The organism is Lachnoclostridium sp. (genome assembly GCF_031997925.1).
Lineage (GTDB): Bacteria > Bacillota > Clostridia > Lachnospirales > Lachnospiraceae > Lachnoclostridium.
The window spans coordinates 63,986-71,778 of sequence record NZ_DAMADT010000009.1; the positions used below are offsets into that span (position 1 = coordinate 63,986).

The following is a 7,793-nucleotide window of genomic DNA, read 5'->3' on the forward strand; positions in this document are numbered from 1 at the left end:
TGTCTGTTAACTCTAAGATACCCTTTCCTAATACTGGGTGCTCTGTTGGAACTAAGTCTCTAATTGCATTAATTACCTTGCTCATTTTATAAACAGCGTTAATTCCTTTTTCAGGATTTGCAGAATGAGCTGGTTTACCAAATGTCTCAACTACGACTTCACCACGTCCACGCTGACCAATTTTAACGTTTAATTGACTTGCTTCACCAATGATTACGTAATCTGGTTTAAAGTTTTTGGAGATTTCACGTGCAGCTATACCTTCAAAGCACTCTTCATGAACAACACCAGCAATAAGGATTTCACCAGCAAAATCACGGTTTGTATCTTCTGCAAAGTATTTTGCAGCTGCTGTAAATGCGGAAACTGCACCCTTCATATCGGATGTACCACGGCCATATAACTTACCGTCTATAATTTCGCCACCAAATGGGTTCTGTGTCCACTTGCTTGGGTCAGATACAGGTACTGTATCAATATGTCCATCAAATAATACCTTTGGACCTGGACGATTTCCTTTGATAATTCCGATTACGTTACCATATCTATCATAAGAAACATCATCAAATCCATTTGCTTTACAGAATTCAACTATTGTCTCAGCAGCTTGTTTTTCTTCTCCTGAATAGCTTTTTGCCTGTATCATTTTCTGTGTTAATTCAATTAACTCTTGTTCTCTGTTTCCTTTTAACATTATATTATCTCCTTTCGTATACCCGTGTATAATCAATCTGCTTGCAGATTGATTACTGCTTACATTAGAAATGTGAAATCGCTTATTATTTCACATTACACCCGTGTATATTCAATCTGTTTACAGATTGAATACTGCTTAAATTAGAAATGTGAAATCGCTTATTATTTCACATTACTCCGCATCGTAACGTGTGTCTTTACCATTCCATACAACATTACGATAATTTTGTTTGTCTGTATCACCTTCTGTAGAGATGAATAGTAATCTAGAATCTTCATTAAGACCTAATTTACCCTTTAAATCTACAAGAGAATCATCTGTTAAGATATTGTAAACACAACCAAGAGTAGCTGCACCGCTTTCTCCAGATACAACCTTCGTATCACCATCTAATGGGCTAGCCATGACACGCATACCATCAGCTGCTACATAATCTGGGCAAGAGATAAATGCATCTGCATAATCCTTTAATACATTCCAGCCAATGCTATTTGGTTCGCCACAAGCTAAACCTGCCATGATTGTATTTAAGTCGCCAGTTACAAAGTGAAGTTTACCATCGTTTGCTTCAGCGGTACGATAAATACAGTCTGCTTTGTTTGGTTCTACAACCACGATCTTAGGTTGATTTCCTTTATAGTAATTTGCAAAGAATCCACAGACAGCACCAGCTAAAGAACCAACTCCTGCTTGTAAGAAGATGTGTGTTGGAGCTTCCGCTTTTGTCTCTTCTAATTGCTTTACAATTTCAAACCCTAGTGTCATGTAACCTTGCATAATCCAAGTAGGGATATCCTCATAGCCTTCCCATGCAGTATCCTGAATTACAATCCAGCCTTTTTCCTTTGCATTTTTATCTGCAAGACGAACTGCTTCATCGTAATTCATATCCATGATGGAAGCTTCAGAACCTTCTGCAAGGATGTTATTTAATCTTTCAATAGCAGATCCCTTTGGCATGTAAACAACGGATTTTTGGTTTAACTGATTTGCTGTCCAAGCAACACCACGTCCATGGTTACCATCGGTAGCTGTTACGAATACCATATCACCTGTTTTATCTTTTACTTCTTTTGATATCATTTTAGTTGCTGTTAAATTCTTGATATCTTCCCCAATTTTATCAGCAATTAAGCGTCCAATCGCATAAGATCCACCTAATACTTTAAACGCATTTAAACCGAAACGGTAAGATTCATCTTTCACATGAATATTTTTTACACCAATTTCTTTCGCTAAGTTCTTAAGCTCAGCTAATGGAGTTTCGCTATAAACTGGAAAGCTTTCATGGAATGCTTGTGCTTTACCTGCTTCCTCGAAGTTTAAAAAATCAATATTTGATTTTTCATTATTATTTCTTGGATAAAATACACTTTTAAATGTTTCTTTCATAAACTTAACCTCAATTCTGGCGTTTAGCGCCTTTTTATTAGTGCTTTTGTATAAGTTACTGTGTAAAATATGATATATATTAATCTCGATTATAAACCCTCTAAAAAATTCAGGAAAAAGCAAAGCAGGTTAACATGCTTGAATATATGGCTTTTTATAAGAATTTTTAGTAAGTATTAGTCAGAGATTAGTATCGCACACGTTACATGGTGCAACAATTGTGGCACCATGGTACCTTACTTAGTTACTGCAATTACCTCGACTTCTAATAATACACCCTTGGGAAGTTCTTTTACAGCTACACAAGAACGAGCTGGCTTACGTGTAAAATATTCACCATAAACTTCATTGAATGCTGCGAAATTTCCCATGTCAGATAAAAAGCAAGTTGTTTTAAAAACATTTTCAAATGTTGTATTAGCTTCTTCTAAAATAGCCTTAATGTTTTTCATAACTTGAAGAGTTTGTTCTTTAATGCCACCTTCTACTACTACACCAATTGTTGGGTCTAGTGGTATCTGACCTGAAGTATAAAGAACTCCGTTCACTACAAGAGCTTGGCTATATGGTCCGATTGCTGCTGGTGCATTTATTGTATTGATTATTTGCATAATTACATCCTCTTTTCTATGACTTTTTTCGTCTATTTATCTATATCTAAATTATAATACTAAAATATATTTCAGTCAATCTAATTTTTATATTATTTTATTTCATTCTGTTACTTTCCATAATTGAACATTTTTAACATCTAAATGAGTTTCAATCAATTTCGACAAAACACTTGGTATGGCGTAGTTGAAAGGAAATCACTCTGCAATTTCCTTCTAATAAAATATGATTTACAAACTTTACCTTTGTATTAAAAAAAGAAACGGATCATATAGATTCATTTCTTCTAATTATTTTATTCCGCTATGTTAGATTAAATTTAATTGAAATTTACATTCAATTATAGGCTTACCCTTTTGGTTAGCTTATTATTGATTTAATCAATATTGGTTGCGAAAATTCTTCTAATTCATTATGAGCAATATAATAATCATTGTCACGAATACAATAGAATCTTACAGTAATAGACGGTAAGACATCAAATTCTGTACCATTATCAATGCTCAGAATGATATCAAATGAATACAAAGGATATTGAGCTTTCAAAATAGTTTCAATTGACTTAACTCTAAGCAGTGCAGTTTGCAATAAGCACTTAGCATCTTTTGATCCACTTATATATATTTCATTACAGCTCCATTCTAATTGGGTAAGCATTTCTTTAGAATGTTTTATTTTACTATTTTCATTTAAGTTCCAGCAATTATCTTCTAAATAAAAATACGGTTCACCATTACAATTTAATCCTTGTCTTATAGATGTACTTCCATCAATAGTAATTTGATTGATTTTAGAAATTTCATTTATATAAGTTTCCATTTTCTTATTATATATCATTTCTAATCCCCCTGAAACATAACCAAATTTCAACATTGATTTAAAATATATCCTTATTTTATATGATCTTTGAATCCCCTGAGATGCATATAAACCGTATTTTTACTAACATCCATAAATTTTGCTACCTTGATAACCGAATCTTTCATTCTAAAAATCCCTTGATTGTATAGTAAGTTAACAATTTCTTTGTTTTTTAAATTTACAGATATACTTTCATCGGCCATAACCTGCTGAGAGGCTTCTGTATAAGCTTGTTCAATCAAAGCATCTACATCCACAGCAAAGTTTTCATTAATCATGGTGTTATTAGACATATTAAGCATTCTAAAGACTGGGAATGTCTCTGATAAAGGAGTATCTACATGATAATTAATGCAGATTAATCCAATAATACGATGATGCTCACCATAAACACTAATTGTAGTTGAATAAAGCTGATTTCCCTTTTTATTTTTAGACTCGTACGAAATATAACCATCTAGATTTTCATCTTGAATCTTATTCAGCATATTGAGTGCTAAATCTGTAATAGGAGCACCTAATTTTCTCCCCGTATGATGCCCATTTATAATTTTTATTACAGAGTTTTCACAGTCTTCTAAACTATGTAACACATACTCAAACCCTGTTCCTAAATAATCTGCTAGTCCATCTAAAAAGCTTCGATATGAATTTAATATGATTTGATCTGTTACTGTTAATTTCATACTTCCCCGCTGCATAGTTCCCCCATTCTTGTGCACATTATTGCACATTTTATGCTTTTTTACTTTTTCTATCAAAACGGATATTCCCACTTGCCTACAGGCAAGTTTATCCGCTTACGCTACCAGCTATACCTCAATGCCACTGCGTGGCATTTTAAAACAGGCAAGTCCCTCGCTTATTGAAGCGGGATACTTCCCTGATGAGGTTAAATTACCAATAGTAATTATATAAAATGAAGATTAAAAAAGCAATACATCTATTTTATGAAGTAAAATCTAAATAACTTTATGAAGTAAATCAGAACATCTTTATGAAGTAAATCCATAACATCTTCATGAAGTAAATCCGTAACAACAATCTTAGGAAAGATAATTTCCATAAGCCACATTATCGTACGGTATTTTTAATTCTTTCAGATATTTTATTATTTCTAATGCTTTTACTCGTTCGTCACTACTCTCACATTGATTCAATATTATTTTATACGGAATCATTAACTTATTACAGTACCCTTCTGTTACTAACTTTACTACATCCACTGGCTCTATTCTATGTGTTGGTTCACAACTTAAAATCTCCATTGCCAGCTTCCATCGGTGACAGCATTCCATGAGCGGCCTAGATAAACAAGATAATCCTGCTAAAATAACAACAAAATCTGTATCATTTGGTAATACAGGTTCATGCTTGTCAGGTACCTTAATTGGAAGTCGCTTAGAACCATCTGCTTCAACCAGTATATAATCCGAAACTGTTTTCATCCATTCATAAAAAGAGTTTGATACATTTGTCATCTTACCATCTCCACATGGAATTCCAGCAACTGCAATGCCATTTGAGTTAAGCATACTCAAAAGCATCTCCTTATCTTCTTTTAATACTTCATACTCTTTAGGCAAAAACATATGAGTTGTAGTGGTAATAATTACTCGTTTTCCAAGGGAAATCAACTCCTTTGCTAGATGATGAATTGAAGTAGTTTTACCTCCTGCACCCACAAAAGCAATAACCTTTCTTTGAGACAGTTCTATTCCAAACGCCTTTGAAATACTATCTTGTTTTATGAGTTTTTCTGAATTATTTAATTGATAAAACTCCATAAAAATTCTCCATTCTGACACAACCTACGAATTCCGATTTTTCAATACTACCTCTATATCTCTATATCATAGATCTTATCGTAGCTGATATGATTTTCTTTCATAAAATTTTCTAATTCTAATCTTACCTGCGGATTTGCACTCCAGGCTAATCCACAGCCTGCCGTAATACTCCTTGGAACCGGAATTATTCTGCCACTAAGACCTTGCTCCTTACAAAGTTTTTCCATAGCCATAGCACTTGTTGTATTCTGAAAGGTAATGACAGCTTTTCGTTCTTTTTTTCTCATTGTCAGCCTCCTAGATTTCAATTGCAAGCGTTTTTACTGCACTTATTGCGATGTCAACTTCTTCCTCAGTATTAAAATGAGAAAAACTAAAACGTACCGCACCTTGCTCTTTTGTTCCGAGTGCCGTATGGAGAAGCGGAGCACAATGTCCCCCTGACCTGGTATAGATACCAAACTCCTCTGCCAATTGATCACTTACTTCGCCTGAATCATAATCTGCAATATTAAACGTGACTATTGCAGCTCTATTGGTCGTAGTAAAGTCACCATAAATTTTTATATTAGGAATGTCTTTTATTCCTTCATAAAACTTCCACATTAGCTTTTGCTCTTTCTCTCTTATCTGAACGATGCCTGTTTCCATAATATAAGAAACTCCAGCATATAAACCAGCAATACCATGTCCATTTACGGTACCTGCTTCCAAACACTCTGGCATTACATCAGGATGGGTTTTAGAAAAAGATAAAAAGCCACTACCACCAGTTTTTAGTGGAGATACAAAAATACCTTCTCGAACATAAATACCACCCGTCCCCTGTGGACCAAGAAGTGCTTTATGTCCCGTAAAACAAAGAACATCAATACTTTGTTCCTCCACATCGATTTGGAAAACACCTGCTGTTTGCGCAGCATCTACTACAAATAAGATTTTCTCTTCTCTGCAAAGTTTTCCTATTCTTTGTATATCAATTAGATTACCTGTTAAATTCGAGCTATGTCCGCAGATTACCATCTTAGTATTCTTTTTAATACTTTTCTTTATTTCTTCTATCTTGATATTTCCAGATAAGTCGCTTTTTATGATAGTGAGTTCTACACCTCTTGACTCTAATTCATAAAGTGGTCGCAAAACACTATTATGCTCTAACTCCGTAGTGATAACATGATCTCCTTTATGCAACAAACCTTTTATCGCAATGTTAAGACTTTCCGTTGCATTTGAAGTAAAGGCAATACGACTTGCATCCTTAACACGAAATAGTCTTGCAAGAATTTCCCTCGTTGCATAAATTGACCTTCCAGCCTCTAAAGAAGCTGTATAAGAACCTCTTCCGCTATTTCCCATATTTTTTATAGCAGCATAAACCGCATCTGCTACAGAATCTGGTTTATGTAGACTGGTCGCAGCGTTATCAAAATATATCATTACATTTCTCCTTACTTATGAAAGGTTCTTAACTCTACGTAAATATAGGATGGATTCTAATACACTTCCACCGATACAACGGGCTTTATCTGAAATGGTAAAACAATTTTTCTTCTCTTCAATCCTTGGGTCGATATCAGCAATTTTTAGTCCTTTCATTACAGGATATCCATCTTTGATGATACCCCTTAAAATACCATCAATGCTTGCCTCTACCTTAGTCTCTCCAATAAAAGCGATTGCTTGTCCCTTCGTTACGGTATCGCTAATATGGTTTATATTTTTAATAATCCCAGTGGCAGGACTATGAATTACTCTCTCAATTCCATATCCACCTATGATTCCTGGAATTCCTGTATCCTCTACCGCAAAACCTTCTAAGAGAATCCGCCCTAAATCATGCCCTCTTTGGGTTTCTATAACGGCATCAACGTCTACACCTGCTTCAAATCCTGGTCCTAAAGCAATTGTTATCGGCGCCATCTCTTTCTTAGTCCCGAGATTTTTCTTAGCTAAAATTCCATCAACCAAGGCCAATGGTTTTATATAATTTAAGATGTCACAATACTCATCTTTTATAATTGGAATCTTACCTTCTGCTAAAATTTCATTTATTTGATCAAAGTGGTCTGCTTTTTTACAGGTTACCCCTTCCACGATAGTCTCACGCCCATACATCGCTTCAGAAAATGCCACTTTTCTTCGAATCGCAGAAGGAGCTTCAATCTCTAATACCACAACAGGAAATCCACTTTTAAATAATTTATGAATCGTTCCTGTTGCAATATCTCCGCCCCCTCGGACAATAATTATATTTTCCATCTTTTACATCCATTCTGGTGATTTCGCACCCTTAATCTCAATGGCACTTTGAACATTAGTACAAAATTCCATTTCTTACGGCTTTATGATCTTTGACGCATTCATCATCATTTCTGCAATCGCATACATATTGGTCACAGAACCAACAGATAATTTCTCAGATATTTCATAAAAGTTCAGAC

9 protein-coding genes and 1 pseudogene are annotated in these 7,793 nt (G+C 34.5%); all 10 read right to left on the reverse strand.

Translation table 11 applies throughout. The features are described from left to right. The coding region (locus tag RTP52_RS08240; protein WP_331661166.1) for a M20/M25/M40 family metallo-hydrolase at positions 1-694 on the reverse strand (694 nt) is incomplete at its 3' end. A 174-nt stretch (positions 695-868) separates the two neighbouring features. Beyond that, the gene (gene dpaL / locus RTP52_RS08245; protein WP_312370457.1) at positions 869-2,089 is read right to left on the reverse strand and encodes a diaminopropionate ammonia-lyase; all 1,221 of its coding nucleotides are present in this window, start codon (positions 2,087-2,089) and stop codon (positions 869-871) included. A 236-nt stretch (positions 2,090-2,325) separates the two neighbouring features. Then, positions 2,326-2,700: a RidA family protein gene (locus RTP52_RS08250; protein ID WP_312370460.1), complete on the reverse strand. Its 375-nt coding sequence runs from the start codon at positions 2,698-2,700 to the stop codon at positions 2,326-2,328. 361 nt (positions 2,701-3,061) lie between these two features. Further along, positions 3,062-3,538, reverse strand: coding sequence for a hypothetical protein (locus RTP52_RS08255; protein ID WP_312370462.1), 477 nt, complete (start codon positions 3,536-3,538; stop codon positions 3,062-3,064). A gap of 53 nt (positions 3,539-3,591) precedes the next feature. Then, entirely contained in the window at positions 3,592-4,248 is a 657-nt protein-coding gene (locus RTP52_RS08260; RefSeq protein WP_312104014.1) for a helix-turn-helix transcriptional regulator, read from the reverse strand. 360 nt (positions 4,249-4,608) lie between these two features. After that, the gene (gene yqeC / locus RTP52_RS08265) at positions 4,609-5,349 is read right to left on the reverse strand and encodes a selenium cofactor biosynthesis protein YqeC (protein WP_312370464.1); all 741 of its coding nucleotides are present in this window, start codon (positions 5,347-5,349) and stop codon (positions 4,609-4,611) included. Between the two features lie 53 nt (positions 5,350-5,402). Beyond that, entirely contained in the window at positions 5,403-5,639 is a 237-nt protein-coding gene (locus RTP52_RS08270) for a DUF3343 domain-containing protein (protein ID WP_312370468.1), read from the reverse strand. Between the two features lie 10 nt (positions 5,640-5,649). Then, on the reverse strand, positions 5,650-6,789 hold the full coding sequence (locus RTP52_RS08275) for an aminotransferase class V-fold PLP-dependent enzyme (RefSeq protein WP_312370470.1): 1,140 nt from the start codon (positions 6,787-6,789) through the stop codon (positions 5,650-5,652). Positions 6,790-6,804: 15 nt separating this feature from the next. Next, positions 6,805-7,611, reverse strand: coding sequence for a selenium-dependent molybdenum cofactor biosynthesis protein YqeB (gene yqeB / locus RTP52_RS08280; protein ID WP_312370473.1), 807 nt, complete (start codon positions 7,609-7,611; stop codon positions 6,805-6,807). Between the two features lie 75 nt (positions 7,612-7,686). After that, positions 7,687-7,793: pseudogene (locus RTP52_RS20365) on the reverse strand (sulfurtransferase-like selenium metabolism protein YedF); the annotation flags it as partial.